The sequence below is a fragment of the Streptomyces himalayensis subsp. himalayensis genome, assembly GCF_013778455.1.
Taxonomy (GTDB): Bacteria; Actinomycetota; Actinomycetes; order Streptomycetales; family Streptomycetaceae; genus Streptomyces; species Streptomyces himalayensis.
The window spans coordinates 171554-186132 of record NZ_JACEHE010000005.1; the positions used below are offsets into that span (position 1 = coordinate 171554).

Annotated in this window: 15 protein-coding genes and 6 tRNA genes; 8 read left to right on the forward strand and 13 right to left on the reverse strand. The window is 70.2% G+C overall.

Annotation, left to right across the window (positions count from 1 at the left end):
• Positions 1-111: 111 nt before the first annotated feature.
• From H1D24_RS10795 to H1D24_RS10820, 6 genes are all read right to left on the reverse strand, one after another.
• Positions 112-750, reverse strand: coding sequence for a hypothetical protein (locus tag H1D24_RS10795; protein ID WP_258563986.1), 639 nt, complete (start codon positions 748-750; stop codon positions 112-114).
• A 7-nt stretch (positions 751-757) separates the two neighbouring features.
• The gene (locus H1D24_RS10800) at positions 758-1648 is read right to left on the reverse strand and encodes a carbohydrate ABC transporter permease (RefSeq protein WP_309484270.1); all 891 of its coding nucleotides are present in this window, start codon (positions 1646-1648) and stop codon (positions 758-760) included.
• Positions 1645-2601 (reverse strand): carbohydrate ABC transporter permease, encoded by a 957-nt coding sequence (locus H1D24_RS10805; protein WP_181657227.1) that lies wholly within the window; start codon positions 2599-2601, stop codon positions 1645-1647. Before H1D24_RS10805 ends, H1D24_RS10800 begins: the two co-directional genes overlap by 4 nt.
• Positions 2602-2615: 14 nt before the next feature.
• Positions 2616-3902 carry an ABC transporter substrate-binding protein gene (locus tag H1D24_RS10810; RefSeq protein WP_181657228.1) on the reverse strand — a complete coding sequence of 429 codons (1287 nt, stop codon included), beginning with the start codon at positions 3900-3902 and terminating at the stop codon, positions 2616-2618.
• A gap of 582 nt (positions 3903-4484) precedes the next feature.
• A tRNA-Val gene (locus H1D24_RS10815) sits at positions 4485-4556 on the reverse strand.
• 714 nt (positions 4557-5270) lie between these two features.
• Positions 5271-5711 carry a TIGR02611 family protein gene (locus H1D24_RS10820; protein ID WP_181657229.1) on the reverse strand — a complete coding sequence of 147 codons (441 nt, stop codon included), beginning with the start codon at positions 5709-5711 and terminating at the stop codon, positions 5271-5273.
• A 194-nt stretch (positions 5712-5905) separates the two neighbouring features.
• Here H1D24_RS10820 and H1D24_RS10825 point away from each other — a divergent pair, with 194 nt between their 5' ends.
• On the forward strand, positions 5906-6319 hold the full coding sequence (locus H1D24_RS10825; protein ID WP_003959770.1) for an SsgA family sporulation/cell division regulator: 414 nt from the start codon (positions 5906-5908) through the stop codon (positions 6317-6319).
• Between the two features lie 679 nt (positions 6320-6998).
• Complete coding sequence (locus H1D24_RS10830; protein ID WP_181657230.1) at positions 6999-7556, forward strand: CGNR zinc finger domain-containing protein; 558 nt, start codon at positions 6999-7001, stop codon at positions 7554-7556.
• A gap of 123 nt (positions 7557-7679) precedes the next feature.
• On the opposite strand, the gene H1D24_RS10835 is transcribed toward H1D24_RS10830, so the two are convergent.
• Both H1D24_RS10835 and H1D24_RS10840 read right to left on the reverse strand, forming a co-directional pair.
• The gene (locus H1D24_RS10835; RefSeq protein ID WP_181657231.1) at positions 7680-7838 is read right to left on the reverse strand and encodes a hypothetical protein; all 159 of its coding nucleotides are present in this window, start codon (positions 7836-7838) and stop codon (positions 7680-7682) included.
• 122 nt (positions 7839-7960) lie between these two features.
• Positions 7961-8407 (reverse strand): hypothetical protein, encoded by a 447-nt coding sequence (locus tag H1D24_RS10840; RefSeq protein WP_181657232.1) that lies wholly within the window; start codon positions 8405-8407, stop codon positions 7961-7963.
• Positions 8408-8755: 348 nt separating this feature from the next.
• On the opposite strand from H1D24_RS10840, the gene H1D24_RS10845 reads away from it, so the two are divergent.
• Positions 8756-9283, forward strand: a complete 528-nt coding sequence (locus tag H1D24_RS10845; protein WP_181657233.1) for a DsbA family protein — start codon at positions 8756-8758, stop codon at positions 9281-9283.
• 105 nt (positions 9284-9388) lie between these two features.
• Here the strand turns inward: H1D24_RS10845 and H1D24_RS10850 are convergent, their stop codons facing one another.
• The 3 genes from H1D24_RS10850 to H1D24_RS10860 all read right to left on the reverse strand — a co-directional run bounded on the left by H1D24_RS10850 (position 9389) and on the right by H1D24_RS10860 (position 12239).
• The gene (locus H1D24_RS10850) at positions 9389-10213 is read right to left on the reverse strand and encodes a GNAT family N-acetyltransferase (protein WP_181657234.1); all 825 of its coding nucleotides are present in this window, start codon (positions 10211-10213) and stop codon (positions 9389-9391) included.
• 103 nt (positions 10214-10316) lie between these two features.
• A complete protein-coding gene (locus H1D24_RS10855; RefSeq protein WP_181657235.1) occupies positions 10317-11138 on the reverse strand; it encodes an aminotransferase class IV in 822 nt (273 codons plus the stop codon).
• Between the two features lie 42 nt (positions 11139-11180).
• Positions 11181-12239, reverse strand: coding sequence for a chorismate-binding protein (locus H1D24_RS10860; RefSeq protein WP_309484271.1), 1059 nt, complete (start codon positions 12237-12239; stop codon positions 11181-11183).
• 225 nt (positions 12240-12464) lie between these two features.
• Here H1D24_RS10860 and H1D24_RS10865 point away from each other — a divergent pair.
• From H1D24_RS10865 to H1D24_RS10885, 5 genes are all read left to right on the forward strand, one after another.
• Positions 12465-12537, forward strand: a tRNA-Gly gene (locus tag H1D24_RS10865).
• Positions 12538-12572: 35 nt separating this feature from the next.
• Positions 12573-12646: transfer RNA gene (locus H1D24_RS10870), tRNA-Cys, on the forward strand.
• A gap of 1 nt (position 12647) precedes the next feature.
• Positions 12648-12719, forward strand: a tRNA-Val gene (locus H1D24_RS10875).
• Between the two features lie 86 nt (positions 12720-12805).
• Positions 12806-12877 (forward strand) — tRNA-Val (locus tag H1D24_RS10880).
• A 30-nt stretch (positions 12878-12907) separates the two neighbouring features.
• Positions 12908-12979: transfer RNA gene (locus H1D24_RS10885), tRNA-Val, on the forward strand.
• A gap of 85 nt (positions 12980-13064) precedes the next feature.
• On the opposite strand, the gene H1D24_RS10890 is transcribed toward H1D24_RS10885, so the two are convergent.
• Both H1D24_RS10890 and H1D24_RS10895 read right to left on the reverse strand, forming a co-directional pair.
• Entirely contained in the window at positions 13065-13370 is a 306-nt protein-coding gene (locus H1D24_RS10890; RefSeq protein ID WP_181657237.1) for a TFIIB-type zinc ribbon-containing protein, read from the reverse strand.
• 69 nt (positions 13371-13439) lie between these two features.
• Positions 13440-14396 carry a phosphotransferase family protein gene (locus H1D24_RS10895; protein ID WP_181657399.1) on the reverse strand — a complete coding sequence of 319 codons (957 nt, stop codon included), beginning with the start codon at positions 14394-14396 and terminating at the stop codon, positions 13440-13442.
• Between the last annotated feature and the right edge of the window lie 183 nt (positions 14397-14579).

Consider the following 14579-nt stretch of genomic DNA (forward strand, 5'->3'; position numbering starts at 1 on the left):
TTCAACGTGCGGGGAGTCAGGGGCATGACAGAGGAGTGCGCGGCGCCCGGGGGCGCCGGCCTGCGGGACATCACCGGTGGCTCGTCGGCGACGCGGGCACCGGCTGGCGGGTCAGCGACGCCGGAGCCGCTCCTCGACGGCGACGGCGGCCGCCGCGACGGCCCCCAGGACGGGGACCGCCAGCGGCGGGGTGACCCAGGCGGATCCGGCCACCAGGGCCATCCCGCCGACGAGCAGGAAGGATCCGGCAGGGTCCAGTACGGTGCGGCGCCCCGCGGTCGCGAGGAGGGCCCGCCAGGACGCTCCGGGCTCCCAGACAGCCGCGGCGCGCAGCCCCGCGACGGCCAGCCCTATCAGGGCGAAGATCCCGATGGCAGCCACCAGGCGGCCGCCGGGCAGCCCCGCGCGTACGGCCTGGACGTCCACCCAGACCACGGCCACCGCGGCCCACCCGGCGAGACCGGCGAGCCAGCCGCGGCGCACCGCGTGCCGGAAGTCGGCCGCGAACTCCCGCAAGCCGCCGCCCTCGTGGGCGATCCTCCGGCGCAGGTGCCGCGCCCCTGCGGCGAACGCGGCCGGGTAGGTGACGAGCGGCAGCGCGGCCACCGCGATCCACACCCCGGTGAGCAGGCACTCGGCGAACAGGCCGAACCGCTCTGCGAGGACGGACTCGTGGGGGGCCTGGCGGGCGTTGCGGGCCTGCCGTGCCTGCCGGGCCCTCGTCCGTGCCGCATCCGTACGGAACGCCATGGCCGTCTCAGCCCTTCAGTCCGGAGGTCGCCATACCGTCGATCAGATAGCGCTGGAAGGCGAGGAAGAAGGCGAGCACAGGCAGGAGCGCCGCCATCGCCATGGCGATCATGCCGCCGTAGTCGGAGATGCCCTGCTGGTCGCGGAACATCATGAGGGCCAGCGAGACCGTGGCCCGGTCCGGGTTGTTGAGGTAGATCAGCGGACCGAGGAAGTCGTTCCAGGCGTTGATGAAGGTGAAGATCGCCGTGGTGATGATCGCGGGCCGGGTCAGCGGCAGCACGACCGACCAGTAGATCCGCAGATGCCCGCACCCGTCCAGACGGGCTGCCTCGTCCAGCTCGCGCGGCAGGCCGCGCATGAACTGCACCATCAGGAAGACGAAGAAGGCCTCGGTGGCGAGGAACTTGCCGGCCAGCAGCGGCACGTAGGTGTCGGTGAGCTGGAGTTTCTGGAACATCACGTACTGCGGGATGAGCAGCACGTGATAAGGGAGCAGCAAGGTCCCGATCATCAGGGTGAAGAGAAGGTTCTTTCCCTTGAATTGGATTTTCGCGAAAGCGTACGCGGTGAGCGAGCTGGAGACGACAACGCCGACCACAGCGAGCCCCGCGTACATCAGCGAGTTGAGAAAGAAGGTGGAAATAGGGATGCCGGCCATGCCGTCCGCGAGCCCGGAGAAGTTGGACAGGATCGGATCGGCGGGGAACAGGTCCAGCGAACCGATGATGTCCTCGCCGGGCTTGAACGAGGCCCCGACCACCCACAGCACCGGGTAGAGGACGACGGCCAGGACCGCGACAGCGGAGACATGCCAGACGACGGACCCGGTCCTGCGGCGCGAACTCGTCGTGGCCTCGGTGGCGTTGGTCCGCACGGTGGCGTTGGCGGTGCTCACTTGGCGCCCTCCTCGTAGTGCACCCACTTCTTCTGCGACCAGAACAGCACCGCGGTGACCAGCGCGACCGCGAGCAGCAGCATCCAGGCCATCGCGGACGCGAAGCCCATCTGCGTCTCCTTGAACGCCTTCTGGTACAGGTAGCAGGTGTAGACGAGGGTGCCGTCCGCCGGGCCGCAGGAGGTGTCGGAGACGACGTACGCGGAGCCGAAGATCTGGAACGAGTGGATGGTCTCCAGCAGGACGTTGAAGAACAGCACCGGGGAGATCATCGGGAGCGTGATGCTCCAGAACCTGCGCAGCGGTCCCGCGCCGTCCACCTCGGCCGCCTCGTACAGCTCGCGCGGGACCTGCTTGAGACCGGCCAGGAAGATGACCATGGGGGCGCCGAACTGCCAGACGGTGAGCGCCACCAGGGCGTAGAGCACGAGGTCCGGGTCGCCGATCCAGCCGCCCAGGTTCCAGCCGAAGGCCTTCAGACCGCTGTCGACGATCGCGTTGTCGGAGAACAGCGCCCGCCACACGAAGCCGACCGAGACGCTCGCGCCGATCAGCGACGGCATGTAGAACGCCGCCCGGTACAGGCCCTGACCGCGTCGGCTCTGCGCCAGCAGCAGCGCCACGCCGAGCGCAAGGAGCAGCTTCAGCGGGGTGCCGATCACCACGTACTTCAGGGTGACCTCGACCGACTTGCGCCAGCGGGGGTCCTCGAACATCGCCGTGAAGTTGTCAAGGCCGACCCACTGCGGCGAGGTGAACAGGTTGTAGCTGGTGAAGGCGTAGTAGAACGACGCCACCATCGGACCGGCAGTGAGCAGAAGGAAGCCTGCCAGCCACGGTGACATGAACAGATAGCCCGCGAGGCTCTCCCGCCGGCCCCGCCGCTTGGCTGCGGCGGGGCGAGGGGAGCGCTCGCTCAGGTCCAGGACTGGCGTGTCCTTGACGAGCGTCATGGTGCGATGTCCCCTCAGGCCGCGAACGCGGCCTTCGCCTCGTTGAAGAACTGCTTCACGGCGGCGTTCACCTTGGTCTTGCCCTGGCCGATGTCGCCCGCGATACGCAGGAAGGCGGCCTCGGCGACGTCGGCGCCGGACGGGTGCGGGGTGATCTTGCCCAGCACGCCCTCCTTGGCGCACTGCTCCTCGAACGCGGCGATAGCCTTGTTCTGGTCGTCTGACGGCGTGTAAGCCTCGTACTGCTCGTCGGTGGGCAGGATGCCGCGGTCGTACCCCATGATCTTGCCGACCTCGGGGTCGTGGACCATGAAGTTCACGAACTGGGCGGCCTCCTTGGGGTGCTTGGTCTTGTTGGAGATCGACAGCATCAGGGAGCCGAGGTACTGGCCGGTGTCCTTGCCGTCCACGGTCGGGATGGGCGCGAGGCCGATGTTGGGGTGGCCCTCGCCTGCGTAGCGGACGGAGAAGTTGTCCCAGGTGAACTCGGAGGCCGCGAGCCCGGCCGACAGCGCGGACTTGGGTGCGACCTGGGCGACCTTCTTCGGGTCGCAGATCACACCCGACTTGATGCGCTTGTAGCCGTCCTCCCACCACGGGATGAGGTCGTCCTCGGTGAATCCGAGGCCCTCGTCGGTGAAGAAGGCCTTGCCGTTCTGACGCAGGTACAGGTCGTAGAGGTACATGATCCCGAAGTAGCCGGTGTCTCCGGCGATCTTCTGGGTGTCCTTGATGTGCTGGAGCGCGTCGAAGTACTCGTCCCAGGTCCAGCCGAACTCCGGCTTGATGCCGGCCTTCTCGAAGACCTTGTTGTCGATCACGAGCGACATGGTGTTGGCACCGACCGGGATGCCGAGTTGCTTGCCGTCCACCTGACCGTTGGCCTCCACGCCGGCGCGGAAGCCGTCGAGGCTGAGGTTCCCGGCCTTGATCTGGGAGTTGAGGTCCATCAGCACACCGCGCTTGTCGTACTTGCGCAGGAAGGCGACGGCGTTCTGGAAGACGTCCGGCGGGTTGCCGCCCGCGGCCTGGGTCTGGAACTTCTCCCAGAACGCCTGGTAGTCGGTGAACTCCGGCTGGATCTTGATCTTCGGGTACTTCTTCTCGAACAGCGCGATGCACTTCTTGATCGCCACCGCCCGCGGCTCGCCGCCCCACCAGGCGTGACGCAGGGTGACGGTCCCACCGCTGCCCGAGCCGCTCTCTCCCCCGCAGCCTGCTGCCATCAGCCCCACAGTGGCCAGCGAAGCACCTCCAGCGATGAGGAGCTTCCGCCTCCCAATAGACTCGTCGGCACGCATTTGGGCCTCCCCGCCACATCATGACTTGTCGTGAATCGTTTCAAGCAAGCGCTTGCTGGCACAAGGTACGAAGAGGGTGGGGCCCCGTCAACGATTCGGACAGGATTTCTCGAAGCGTTTCAATAACGCCTGTACGCGACAGGGTTGCGCCGCGTGCAGGCTGTTCGGCGGGCCGTACGGCGGGATGCGGCGCCGTCGCCGGAATCGGGCGACCGGATGGGGCCGCAGGCTTGCGCGGATCGGGCGTCGGAATGCGCCGCCGTCGCGGGAATCGTGCGACCGGCTCCGGCGCGGCTTGCACGGGTCGGGACGTCGGACGGGGGCTTGGATGGGTCGGGACGTCGGACCGGGGCTTGCACGGGTTGGGACGTCGGACGGGGGCTCCGGCCTGCCGTCGGCACGCGAGCCAGCAGTAGCACAGTTCAGACCGTAGTGGTCGTGGCCGTGATGGTCGTGAACATGCCTATGACCGGCCCTGGGCGCCGAGCTGCCCACCGTGCGCGTCGCACCGTCGCAGTCGTAGTCACCTGTGAAATGCACTGCGGCCCGGAGGCTGGGAGCCTCCGGGCCGCAGATCCAGGGTGGGCGATACTGGGTTCGAACCAGTGACCTCTTCGGTGTGAACGAAGCGCTCTCCCACTGAGCTAATCGCCCGGACGCACAGAGAACATTACCGCATGTCAGCGGGTGCCTCCGACCAGCCCGCGAGGGAGCCCGCGAGGGGCGGCGAAGGCGGGCCGCAGACGGCTGGGGCCGGGCACCGCCCGCAAGCCCTCTCCCGCCCGAGCCGGGAGTGCCGCGTCCGCCGACACGCGGGCGGGTGGCACGAGGCGGCCGAGGACCGGAGGCAGGGCGTGCGCCACGGATGGGGCAGCGGCGGGCTCTGGCCAAGGAACGGTGCCCACAGGCTGAGCGCGGGACGTCCGACGCGAGCCGAGGGCTGGGCGCCGGCAGCCGGAGAAGGCGCAGCGAGGACTTCACCAGGCGAGGGCCGGGACGCGCGCCGGCGACCACCGCCGGACCGTCGCCGGACCGTCGCCGGAAGCAGCATGAGGGTCGGCGCAGGCTGAGATCCGGCCGCGGGCCGCAGACCGGTCGATGCCGGGCCAAGGCGCGCCTCAGGGGAGACCAAGGGACGGACGCAGGGCGAGGAGTGGTGGCGGACCGAGCACCCGAGGGAGCCGTCGACCGCAGGCAGTACGAGGCAGGGCCGGAGGGCCCGGCTGACCGAAGACTGGCGCCGGGCCCGAGCGCGGGGCGCCAGCGACCGCAGGCGGCCGGCGAACCAGGCCCAGCCGAGTGCGGGGACGCGGGAAGGCATCGTCCGGCGCCCAGGGCGGGCCGACCGCCAAGATCACCGCCCGGCGATCACTGGTCGATGTTCCACGGCATCTCGAGGCCGAACTTCCACACGTAGATCCCGCCCAGCACGGCAACGATCACCAGTCCGATGGTCGTCAGGGTGATGTTGCGGCGCCGGACTTTCGGGTCGAGTGCATGCTGTGCCGCCTCGGTGACCTTGCGCTTCGTCCAGCGCAGCACCAGCTGTGCCCAGACGAACTCGGTCGCCCAGATCGCCATGCCGCCGAAGATCACGAGCCAGCCCGGGCCCGGCAGCGGCAGCATGATCACGCCGGCTGCGACCACCGCGAGCCCCGCGACGAAGACGCCGACCTGCCAGCTCAGGTGCAGCGCCCGTCGCGCCTTGATGAATTCCGGCGCCCGCGAGCCCAGCTCGGACTCTTCGGATGTCGCCTTCGCGTCGGATGCCACGGTGGCCTCCCCCGGTTCGTCACTCCCCGTATTCATACGGGGAAACCCTACCGGACAGAAAAAGTCAATCACCGGAATGGCCCTTGCGGACGAACCAATACTCCGCCGTACGAGCTACCGAAAGACACGCAAAACACTCAGAGGGGTTTACAACGGCACCGTAGGTGGCATGTCGAATTCGCCGACGTGCGAATCCCCGAGCGCACACTGAGCGAAAGGCCCTGGCGCTTATGAACACCACGGTCAGCTGCGAGCTGCACCTGCGCCTCGTTGTGTCGAGCGAGTCCTCACTGCCTGTTCCCGCAGGACTGCGGTATGACACGGCCGATCCGTATGCCGTGCACGCCACCTTCCACACCGGAGCCGAGGAGACCGTCGAGTGGGTGTTCGCCCGCGACCTCCTCGCCGAGGGCCTGCACAGGCCCACAGGCACCGGCGACGTCCGTGTCTGGCCGTCCCGCAGCCACGGTCAGGGCGTCGTCTGCATCGCCCTGAGCTCGCCCGAAGGCGAGGCCCTCCTGGAGGCCCCTGCACGGGCCCTCGAATCGTTCCTGAAGCGAACGGACGCGGCGGTGCCTCCGGGCACGGAGCATCGCCACTTCGACCTCGACACGGAGCTCTCACACATCCTGGCGGAGAGTTAACGAGGCCGGACTCAGAGCAGCCCGGCGCCGTCCACTCGGGGAGACGGCTCGGGCTACGACAACCGCATAGGGCATGCGCCGGCGCCGCCGCCACGGGTTTCACCGCGGGGCGGCGCCGACGCGTGGGCCGGTGCGGGTACGACGGCGATGCGTGGGTGGCCGACGCGGGTACGGCGCCGGCGCGTGGCCGGACCGGGTTCCGCGCCGATGTGTTGGCCGGACCGGGTTCCGCGCCGACGCGCGGCCGGGCCGAGTGCGGCACCGACGGGCGGCCGGGCCGAGTGCGGCGCGATGCGGTGCGGACGCTAGTGCGGCGCCGGGGCGTAGCCGGACCACGTGCTGCGCCAGCGTGTTGCCCGGACCGCGGGTCCGCGCCGACGCGTGGGCCGGTGTGGGTACGACGGCGATGCGTGGCCGGCGCGGGTACGGCGACGACGTGTTGGCCGGACCGCCGGGTTCCGCGCCCGCGCGGGCAGGTGCGGCAGCGACGCACGGCCCGGCGAGGTGCGGCTCCGACGCGTGGGCGGGATCGGGTGCGGCAGCGATGCCCGGCCGGGCCAGCCGCGTGGGCCCGGCCAGGTCCGGCTCGGCGTCCCGGGCTGATGGTCCGCAGCCCAGAGCCGCTAGCATCGGCCTGCATCGGCGGGCTCTGCCCGACCCCCAGGCCAGGGAGCGACTCGTGCTGATCACCCACGACACCCGGTGTGCCCTCGATACCGTGGTCGATCTGGTGAACACCGCGCCGGAGATCGACGAGACCGACGGGCTCGCGACGGTCACAGCCCTGGCCGATTTCGTACGAAAGCACGAAATCAGCGACGTCGGCGTCCTGACCGAGCACGACCTGGCCGCCGTGCGGCGCGTGCGGACCCGCTTCGCCGGGATCTTCGCCGCCGCCGACGCCCGGGCCGCCGCCGGCCTGATCAACGAGCTGGTCGCCGCGGCAGGCACGACGCCCCGGCTCACCGATCACGACGGCTACGACTGGCATGTGCACTACTTCGCGCCCGGTGCGTCCGTCGCCGACCATCTGGCGGCCGACTGCGGCATGGCCCTCGCGTTCTTCGTCGTGGCCGGGGAGCAGGACCGGCTACGACGCTGTGAGGCGCCCGACTGCCGGCATGCCTTCGTGGATCTGTCGCGGAACCGCTCACGCCGCTACTGCGACAGCCGCACCTGCGGCAACCGACTGCACGTCGCGGCGTACCGGGCACGGCGTAAGGAAGCCGCGAGCTGAAACACCCTGCTCGGGGGTGGCCAGGTAGGGCAGCCTTGATGCCAGGTAGGGCAGCCTTGATGTCAGTAGGGCAGGTCCTTGACGCAGCCCCGTGATCATCAGCCACAGGTCCCGTGATACCGGTCACAGCAGGAAGAGATCATGCACTGATGCCATGAGCAGCAGAATGCCGATCACCGCCAAGAAGATCATCAGGGGCGGCTGGGAGAGCGCGAAGAGGCACCCGCGACGCTCGTCGGCCGGAGTCGGAGGGGCGGCATCGCCCTGTGATGTGTCCAGCATCTCGGGGTGATGATGGCGCAGCGGATGCCCGCTACGCGATCAACACGCCCGAACGAAGCGGTAGTTCGCCGAAATCCTTGACATGGGGAGGGTGAGAGGTCACGGCTGCCGTGGGGGCGATGTCAGATGCCGTGCTTCTTGAGGATGGCTTCGATGTCGCTGAAGTCGTCCGCGGCGTCGGCGCCGCCGGACTTGGCCTGGGGCCGGGGGGCGGGGCGTGCGGCCTGACCGAGGGACGGGACCGAGGCCGAGGGCTCCACCGCGGCTCCTCGAGCGGCGGCCTTCGCCTCCTTGCGCTCCTTACGGGTCCCACCGCGGCGCCGCTCGACCGCGCGGGTCGTCATGAACAGCAGCCAGGCACCGCCGAGCACCCCGAAGCCCGCCCAGGCCACCGGGCTGAACGCGGTACGGGCCAGCCACTCCACGGCCCCGGTCATGACCAGGCCGAGCGGGACCAGCGAGTACGCGGCGATGCGGGCCGCCGCCAGAAAGCGTTTGCGGTATGCCGTGATCGCGGCAATGCCGAGGCCGGCCGCGGAGACGGCGGAACAGACGGTCTCAGCAATCATCCGGTCCTCCAGGCAGGGCAGACAGTCGGGCTGGGGCGATTCGTCCCCTCCATCCTGCACCGGGCCGTGGCCTCGGGGCCACGGTGCGTCGGGACCTCAGGGAGATCTCCGGGTACGGGATCCTTCCCAGGTGCAGGTGCAGGTGCAGGTCCAGGTCGAGGACCAGGACCCAGGACCAGACCAGGTGGTCCCGACCCTGGACTGCGGCGAACCCGCCGTCGGGGTGCTGCAGCTGTGCCCACCCGTACGGCCCCAGCGGCAAGACTGCCCACAGCGGCAGCGGCACCGTCGAGCCTGAGGGGGCGACTCCGGTTGGGGCGGCACCCGGGCGGCTGGAAGACTGGGGTCATGAGCGACTCCACCCCCGCAAGCACCACGGCACGCCCTGTTCTGGAGGTGTGGTGCGAGCTCCAGTGTCCCGACTGCCGCACCGCCCTCGACGATCTCCGCGCACTGCGCGCCCGTTACGGCGACCGGCTGGAGCTGCGGCTGCGGCACTTCCCCCTCGAGAAGCACAAGTACGCGTTCGCCGGCGCCCAGGCGGCCGAGGAGGCCGAGGTGCAGGGCCAGGGCTGGGCGTACGTGGAGGCCGTGCTCGGCCGCGTCGAGGAACTGGAGCAGAAGGGCGAGCCGTTCCTGGTGGAGGTGGCGCGCGAACTGGGCCTGGACGCCGAGGAGTTCGACACCGCCCTGATCGACGGCCGGCACATCCTGATCGTCGACGCCGACCAGGCGGAGGGCAAGGCGATCGGTGTGACGGGTACGCCCACATATGTCATCGGCGACGAGCGCCTGGACGGCGGCAAGAGCCAGGAAGGGCTGCGCGAACGCATCGAGGAGATCGCCGACCGGCTGCTGGGCGAGCGGGAAGCATAGTCTCCGGGCGACTTCCTCACCGGCACCGGCGGGCGGGCACCCGGGCCCGTGAGGGTCGCCCGGCAACGGATTGCCGGCCCCCGCCTTCCACGCTGCGCCCCGCCCCTACAACAGGTCCTTGTACATGGCGTACACCGTCGGTGCGTACCCCAGCGACTCGTAGAGCCGCTCAGCAGGGGTGTTGCCCGCGAAGACGTTGAGGCCGATGCGGGGTCTTCCGGCGGCGATGGCCTGGGCCTCGGCCAGCAGCATCAACGAGCGGCCGTGGCCCCGGCCGCGGTACCGCTCGTCGGCCTCGACATCGAAGACGAAGGCGTCGTGGTCGCGCAGCCCCACCCACAGGGTGCCGACCGCGTCGCCCTGGTGTTCCAGGACGCTCAGAAGCATGTCGGGGGTGGCCGGACCATCGGGCAGCAGGGTCGCGTGATCCTTCTCGGACTTCGCCCGGGCCTCGGCCTCCGAGACGCCCCGTTTGATCCAGCTCTGCGCGTAGTGCTCCTTGCCGTGCTCCAGCCAGGGACCGTACTCGGCCTCCGTCATGGGCCGGCCCAGGCTTCCCTCCGGCAGTGCGGGCGGCGTGGTGCCGAGCGGTTTCTCCATGCCGCGGTTGCGCTGCACGTAGCCGAGCGCCGTGACCAGCCGGAGCGCCGCCTCGGCGTCGGCGGGCACCGAGACCTCCATCCGCCTGCAGCCCCAGCCGCGCGCGACTTCCTCAGCCGCGAGCGCGGCGACGGTTCCCCGGCCGCGCCTGCGGTCCCGTTCGTCAATGTGCAGCTCGCGGATCTGGGCCGCGGCAGGTCCGAAGACGGGGTGCGTGCCGAGATGTATCGCGCCTACGGGACGGCTGTTCACGCACACCTGGTAGCGGCGCGAGCGTGCCCCGCCGGCATCGTGCTGAAGCGGCTCGATCGGCCGCAGGGTCGTCGTCATCAGGGCTGTTCTACCCACCTCCGGACCCCGGGTCATCCGAATTCCGGCGCCTACGAGGCCACCGACACCTCGGCAGATACCTGGCGGGACCAGGAGGAGGATCTTACGGGTCGAGGTCGTCCGCGGCCCGCTCGTCGAAGATACGCATCGCCTTAGCGGTCACAGGGCCGGGTCCGCCCGCCAGTTCCCGGCCGTCGACGCGGTGGACGGCCTGCACGTCGCGCAGCGTGGACGTCAGGAACACCTCCTCCGCGCGGTCCAGCACGTCGAGCGGCAGGTCCGTCTCGTGGGCGCCGGTCCACTCGATCGTCAGCGCACGCGTGATGCCGGCCAGGCATCCGGAGGCCACAGGGGGCGTGTGGATCTCGCCGTCGAGGACGACGAACACGTTCGATCCCGTGCCCTCGCACAGCTGCCCCACCGTGTTGCCGAACAGCGCCTCGGTAGCGCCCTGTTCGTGTGCGCGGGCGAGGGCCACGACGTTCTCGGCGTACGAGGTGGTCTTGAGTCCGGCGAGCGCGCCGCGCTCGTTGCGGGTCCAGGGGACGGTGATCACGGCTGTGGTGTCCGGACGCCGGGCCGCCTCGCCGAGCGCCACGACCAGGGTCGGTCCGTGGTCGCCGCGGTCCGACCCGAGCGGCGAAAGACCACCGGTGTACGTGATCCGGAGCCGGCCCAGCGGCATGGGGTTGGCCTCGAGTACGGCCGCGCAGGCCCTGCGTACCTCGTCCAGGTCCGGTTCGGGCAGACCGAGGCCACGTGCCGAGCGGGCGAGCCGGTCGAGGTGGCGGGTCAGCGCGAAGAGCCGGCCGTCGACCGACTTCACCGTCTCGAAGACGCCGTCGCCGACCGTCAGACCGTGATCGAACACGGAGACGCGGGCGGCGTCGAGGTCCTGCAGCCCACCGTCGAGCCAGATCTTCACGTGGGGGTCCTCCACTCGCCTCGTACGTCCCACACCCCCGGACTACGCCGCCGGGTACTCCCCCGACGCTACCGCGAGCAGCCGTGACGCCTTCAGCTCGGTCTCCTCCCACTCGCGCTCGGGGTCCGAGCCCCAGGTGATCCCCGCTCCCGTGCCGAAGCGGAGGACGCCCGCCGTGCGGTCGATCCAGAAGGTCCGGATGCCCACGGCGAGCTCGCCGGTACCCCGGTCGGCGTCGACCCAGCCGATCCCGCCGCAGTACGGGCCGCGGAGTGCAGTCTCCAGCTCCTCGATGATCCGCAGGGCGCTGGACTTGGGGGCGCCGGTGACGGAACCGGGCGGAAAGGTCGCGTCCAGCAGTTCCGGCCAGCCGGCGTCCTCGCGCAGCTCCCCTCGGACGGTCGAGACGAGATGGACGAGACCCGGGTGCTTCTCGACGACACAGAGGTCGGGGACGGTCACGGAACCGGTCTCGCAGACCCGCCCGAGATCGTTGCGGACGAGGTCCACGATCATCACGTTCTCGGCATGGTCCTTGTCGAGCAGATCCGCCTCGGTGCGGCCGGTGCCCTTGATCGGCCCCGACTCGACGATGCGCCCGTCGCGGCGCAGAAAGAGCTCGGGCGAGGCGCTGGCGATCTCCACGCCGTGGCCGGGCAGACGGATCGTTCCGGCATAGGGGGCCGGGTTGCCGCGCGCCAGCAGCGAGGTGAGCGCGTCCACATCGGCGTCGGGCGCGACGGGCGCGGACAGGACGCGGCAGAGATTGGCCTGGTAGACCTCGCCGGCCGCGATGTACTCGCGGATGCGGCGCACACCCGCCGTGTACGCGTCACGGTCGAGCGACGACGTCCAGTCACCGGCCGCCGGCCCGTGCCAGGCCCCCGGCGGCGGGGGTGGCACGGGCTCCCTGCGTACGTCCCCGAAGCGGGCGCAGACCAGCCGCCCCTCGAAGTCGGCGGCCACGGCCCAGAAGCCCCTGGAATCCAGGGCCGCGGGGTCGTCGGTGACGTCGAGAAGATCGCGGGCGACGACGCCGCCGAAGCGAGCCAGCGGGGCCGTCGAGGCCGTTCGGGAGGAGAGCGGAGGGGGGCTGTGCACGGCTGAGAGTCTAGGTCGGGCGTTCTGGGACGGTGCCTCGTGCATCTCTTGCACGTACGTCTGGGGCCCGCTGCGGCTGCCTGGCAAGTGCTCTCCCGGCGCCTTGCGGGTGCGCCCGGGGCGCCGCGGCGCAGCACGCTGCGTAAACGCGTTTTTGTGCTGGCCCAGGAATCCGCTAGAGTTCAACACGTCGCCGGGACGCGGAAGCGCGGACCGAAACGACAGGCGGACGTAGCTCAGTTGGTAGAGCGCAACCTTGCCAAGGTTGAGGTCGCGAGTTCGAGCCTCGTCGTCCGCTCGAAGTGGGGGATCTTCCCGACCCCCTGCACTCCAGGTGGAGTGGCCGAGAGGCGAGGCAACGGCCTGCAAAGCCGTCTACACGGGTTCAAATCCCGTCTCCACCTCCAAGGACGATTAGCTCAGCGGGAGAGCGCTTCCCTGACACGGAAGAGGTCACTGGTTCAATCCCAGTATCGTCCACTGGTCTGCAAGGACTTGATCCGCGAGGATCGGTCTCCGACGACCTGGTCCCCAAAGATCCTTCGCGGATCCGCACGGATCTCCCCGCGCGATTAGCTCAGCGGGAGAGCGCTTCCCTGACACGGAAGAGGTCACTGGTTCAATCCCAGTATCGCGCACGCAGTGCTCACGGCTCCGGTCGTGATCCCGGACGATTAGCTCAGCGGGAGAGCGCTTCCCTGACACGGAAGAGGTCACTGGTTCAATCCCAGTATCGTCCACAGAATCGAAGCCCCCGGTCATGCGACCGGGGGCTTCGTCGTGCTCTCGGGGAAGGCCGGGGTCGCCCGGGCCCGCCCCCCTTGCTCAGGACGAGAAGAGCATGTGGCCGAAGCTCTTGTGCCGGCCGTGCCCGTGGTGACCGTGGCCTCCGTGACCGCCATGGCCGCCGTGCGGGGCGCCCCAGGCCGGCGCGGCGGGCGGGGCCGGCGGGTACGCCTGCGGAGCGCCCTGGTGCGGCGGGCCCGGCTGCGACCACTGGGACTCGAGGCGGGTCAGGGCCTCGAGCTCGCCGTAGTCGAGAAATATCCCGCGACACCCGCTGCACTGCTCGATCTCGACGCCGTTGCGGTTGTAGGTGTGCATCCGTGCATGGCACTTCGGACACTGCATGGTGGGCTCAACTCCTCGCCGGTCGCTGCCGCTTCGCCGGAACTCTGCCCGGCCTCGGTCCGTTGCACCCTACTTCGCGTCCCCCGGCATCAACTGCTCCGGCATGGCAAGCATTCGGCCACAGGCTTCCACGACGGCCTGCTGCACCTCGTCGAGCGGGCGATCAGCGGCGACGGACTTGACGATGGCGAGGGCCGCGGTCTGCACGGTCAGCGCGCGAGCCGGGACGTCGAGCGTGGCCCAGGGGTCGCCGTCCACGGGGACGGCGGGGCCGCCTGCCTGCTGGTAGGCGGTGAGGAAGCGGTTCCACTCGTCCGGCGGGAGGAGACCGCAGGCGTACCAGGCCGCCGGGCGGGCGAGATCCCATGCGGGATCGCCCAGGCCCAGGTCGTCCACGTCGATGAGCAGCCAGGACCCCTCGGGGGCCGGGTGGCGTACGAGCTGGCCGAGATGCAGATCACCGTGGCACAGGGCCCCGGCGCCCGGCATCGGTCCCTCGGCGCGGGCCCAGGCAGGAAGGGAGGACCAGGCGCGGAGCACCGGGGCGGCAGCGGGGTGGGGGCCCGCCGCCTGGAGCCTGGCGATCGCACGGGCCGCCTTGGCAGGGCCCCGCATCGGCGGGAGCCCCGCCGCGAGCGTGGAGGGCGGGGTCGAGTGGAGGCGGGCCAGGAGCGTGGCGGCTTCTTCCCATGGGGCGTTTTCGGGGGCCTCGGGGTCGACCGGGGTGCCGTACGGCCAGCAGGTGACCAGGCGGCCGTGCAGGTCGACCGGCGTCAGGCCGAGCGGGGGCAGGAGGATGCCGCTCAGGTGGGGGTGCGCGGCGACTGCCAGGCGCTGTGAGAGCTCGACGGGGTCCGTACCGGGGGCGTGGGCCTTGGCCACCGTGTCGCCGTGGCGGACGACTGTGCCGTCGGCGCGGTCGGTCAGGACCGTGTCCTGGGTTGTGCAGGCGCAGACGGCGCTCCGGGGGTGAGCCGCACCTCGTGCCTTGGCGGTCAGCGCGGGCAGTACGTCTGCTGGCAACAGGTCCCCTTGGTGTGCGGTGAACGGGCCGGGCACTGCATGAGCGTACGCAGGCCCCACGCTGGACTGGTGGCTGTCCCTTGAACCCAGACCACCGCAACCATCAATTGAGAAACCGCAGCGGCGAGCAACAAGGTCCGCGAGAGCGGCGCCGGCTTAGGCGCAAAAAGGTGCCCGCGAGAGCGG

Excerpts from the sequence above, each read along its gene's own strand:
- H1D24_RS10850 (WP_181657234.1), bottom strand. The coding sequence starts at position 10,213 with ATGACGACGACCCTGCGGCCGATCGAGCCGCTTCAGCACGATGCCGGC.
- H1D24_RS10795 (WP_258563986.1), bottom strand. The coding sequence starts at position 750 with ATGGCGTTCCGTACGGATGCGGCACGGACGAGGGCCCGGCAGGCACGG.
- H1D24_RS10845 (WP_181657233.1), top strand. The coding sequence starts at position 8,756 with ATGAGCGACTCCACCCCCGCAAGCACCACGGCACGCCCTGTTCTGGAG.
- H1D24_RS10805 (WP_181657227.1), bottom strand. The coding sequence starts at position 2,601 with ATGACGCTCGTCAAGGACACGCCAGTCCTGGACCTGAGCGAGCGCTCC.
- H1D24_RS10810 (WP_181657228.1), bottom strand. The coding sequence starts at position 3,902 with ATGCGTGCCGACGAGTCTATTGGGAGGCGGAAGCTCCTCATCGCTGGA.
- H1D24_RS10890 (WP_181657237.1), bottom strand. The coding sequence starts at position 13,370 with ATGCAGTGTCCGAAGTGCCATGCACGGATGCACACCTACAACCGCAAC.
- H1D24_RS10835 (WP_181657231.1), bottom strand. The coding sequence starts at position 7,838 with ATGCTGGACACATCACAGGGCGATGCCGCCCCTCCGACTCCGGCCGAC.
- H1D24_RS10820 (WP_181657229.1), bottom strand. The coding sequence starts at position 5,711 with ATGAATACGGGGAGTGACGAACCGGGGGAGGCCACCGTGGCATCCGAC.
- H1D24_RS10840 (WP_181657232.1), bottom strand. The coding sequence starts at position 8,407 with ATGATTGCTGAGACCGTCTGTTCCGCCGTCTCCGCGGCCGGCCTCGGC.
- H1D24_RS10825 (WP_003959770.1), top strand. The coding sequence starts at position 5,906 with ATGAACACCACGGTCAGCTGCGAGCTGCACCTGCGCCTCGTTGTGTCG.